Origin of the sequence: Sandaracinobacter neustonicus (assembly GCF_006385875.1) — a bacterium.
Lineage (GTDB): Bacteria > Pseudomonadota > Alphaproteobacteria > Sphingomonadales > Sphingomonadaceae > Sandaracinobacteroides > Sandaracinobacteroides neustonicus.
On record NZ_VFSU01000003.1, the window covers coordinates 1 to 2,773 of the forward strand.

Here is a 2,773-nt window from a genome sequence, read left to right on the forward strand (position 1 = left end):
CATGAAAGCTATGGTCGGCGCTTCCTGTTCGGGGTGAACTACCGGTTCTGAGCCGGGTTCGAGGGAGACGTTGCGATGAAGGGGTTGCTCGCCGCGACCATGCTGATGGCCGGGCTTTCCGCGCCTGCGACAGCGCAGGACTATCGGGACCGCCCGGCCAGCGACGAGCTGATCTACTTCCTGCTGCCCGACAGGTTCGAGAATGGCGATCCCGCGAATGATCTCGGCGGCCTGAAGGGTGGGCGGCTGGATCATGGCTTCGATCCGACGGCCAAGGGCTTTTTTCTTGGCGGCGACCTGAAGGGGCTGACCAATCGGCTGGATTATATTCAGGGGATGGGGGCGACGGCGATCTGGCTGGGGCCGATTTATCGCAACAAGCCCGTGCAGGGGCCGAAGGGCGAGGAATCGGCGGGCTATCACGGATATTGGATCACCGATTTCACCACCGTCGATCCGCATTTCGGCACGGAGGCCGATCTGAAGGCCTTCATCGCCGCGGCCCATGCGCGCGGGATGAAGGTGTATCTGGATATCATCACCAATCACACGGCCGACGTGATCCGCTATCGCGAATGCCCGGACACCGCCTGCGCCTATCGCAGCCGGGCGGACTATCCTTTCACCCGCCGGGGCGGGCCGCGCGGCGAGCCGATCAACGACCGCTTTTTGGGCGACGCCGCCGAGCATCAGACGGCAGAGAATTACGCCCGGCTGAGCGATCCGCGCTGGGCCTATACCCCTTATGTGCCCAAGGGTGAGGAGCGGGTGAAGAAGCCGGACTGGCTGAACGACCCGATCTATTACAACAACCGGGGCGACAGCATATTCAAGGGCGAAAGTTCCATCCTGGGCGATTTCGTGGGGCTGGACGATGTGATGACGGCGCACCCGCGCGTGGTGCAGGGCATGATCGACATCTATGGCGGCTGGATCGACCGTTTCGGCGTGGACGGCTTCCGCATCGACACCGCCCGCCATGTGAACCCGGAATTCTGGCAGGCCTTCGTGCCTGCCATGCTGGCGCGGGCGAAGGCGAACGGCATCCCGAATTTCCACATCTTCGGCGAGGTGCTGGACCCGGATGCGGGCAGCCTTGCGCGCTTCACCCATGTGGATCGCTTCCCCGCGCTGCTGGATTTCGCCTTTCAATCCGCCGTGCAAAAGGTGGTGGCCGAAGGCGCGCCGCCCTCCGGGCTGACCCGGCTGTTCTATATGGACCCGCTTTATGCAGGCGGGGAGGGCGTGCCGCTGCAATTGCCGACCTTCCTTGGCAATCACGACATCGGCCGCTTTTCAACTTTCGTGCGCAAGGCCAACCCGGACGCCAGCGACGCCGAACAGCTGGCACGGGTGAAACTGGCCCATTCCATGTTGCTGTTGTTGCGTGGCGTTCCCACCATCTATTCCGGTGACGAGCAGGGGTTCGTGGGTGATGGCCATGATCAGGACGCGCGCGAACCGCTGTTTCCCAGCCAGGTCGCGGTCTATAACGACAATCGGCTGTTGGGGACCGCTGCGACGACGGCAAGCGCCAATTTCGACACCGCGCATCCGCTCTATCGCCATATCGCGGCGCTGGCGAAGCTGCGCGCGATCGAACCTTCGCTTCGGGGTGGCGTGCAACGGGTGCTGAACGCAGATGAGGAGCCGGGCCTGTTCGCAGTGGCGCGCCGATTGCCGGAAGGGAACCGGGGGCCGTTTATCGACACCATCATTGCCTTCAACACCTCGTCAAAGCCGCTGAAGGCCAATGTGATGATCGACCCGCGCATCGAGGTGACAAAGTCGCTGTGGGGAAATTGCGCCCAGCCGTCCGCACCTGGAACGCTGCCGGTGGAGATCGAGCCGTTCGGAACGTTGGTATGCGCCGGCGCGGTGGCTGTGCAATGAGCAACGAAATGCCCTGGTGGAAGGGCGCGGTAATCTACCAGATATATCCGCGCAGTTTTCAGGATTCGAACGGAGACGGTATCGGAGACCTGCCCGGGATCACGCGCCGGCTGGAATATGTCGCCAGCCTTGGCGTGGATGCGATCTGGTTGTCGCCCTTCTTTAGATCCCCAATGAGGGATTTCGGATACGACATCGAGGACTATTGCGATGTCGACCCAACATTCGGAACTCTGGCGGATTTCGATGCGCTGGTTGCGCGGGCCCATGCGCTTGGGCTGAAGGTGATCATCGATCAGGTTTATGCACACAGCTCTGATCGCCATGCATGGTTCCAATCAAGCCGGGAAGGGCGACATGGGACGCATGCGGACTGGTATGTGTGGGTTGACCCCAAGCCGGACGGCAGCCCGCCCAACAACTGGCAGTCCGTGTTTGGTGGCCCTGCCTGGACATGGGATGCGCGCCGCCGCCAATATTATATGCACAATTTCCTGCGCGAGCAGCCACAGCTCAACCTGCACAACCCGCAGGTGCAGGACGCCCTGCTGGCCACCGCGCAATTCTGGCTGGATCGCGGCGTGGACGGCTTTCGCGTGGATGCCATCAACTTCGCCATGCACGATCCGCTGCTCAGGGATAATCCGCCTGCGCCGCCGGGGCCGCGCACGCGGCCGTTCGACTATCAACTCAGGCGTTACAACCAGTCCCACCCGGACATTCCCGGTTTCCTGGCGCGTTTACGGGTGTTGCTGGACAGTTATGGCGCAACCTTCAGCGTTGCTGAGGTGGGTGGCGACGATCCCATCCCGGAAATGCGCGTCTTCACAGCCGGGAACAGCCATCTGAACTCAGCCTACAGCTTCGCCTTTCTCTATGC

At 62.2% G+C, this 2,773-nt stretch carries 2 protein-coding genes; both read left to right on the forward strand.

The annotated features are described in order from the left end of the window. Positions 1 to 75 precede the first annotated feature (75 nt). The gene (locus FJQ54_RS00340; protein ID WP_140926234.1) at positions 76 to 1,893 is read left to right on the forward strand and encodes an alpha-amylase family glycosyl hydrolase; all 1,818 of its coding nucleotides are present in this window, start codon (positions 76 to 78) and stop codon (positions 1,891 to 1,893) included. After that, positions 1,890 to 2,773, forward strand: an 884-nt coding sequence (locus FJQ54_RS00345) for an alpha-amylase family glycosyl hydrolase (RefSeq protein ID WP_268920551.1), incomplete at its 3' end; no start/stop codon positions are given. The genes FJQ54_RS00340 and FJQ54_RS00345, both read left to right, overlap by 4 nt.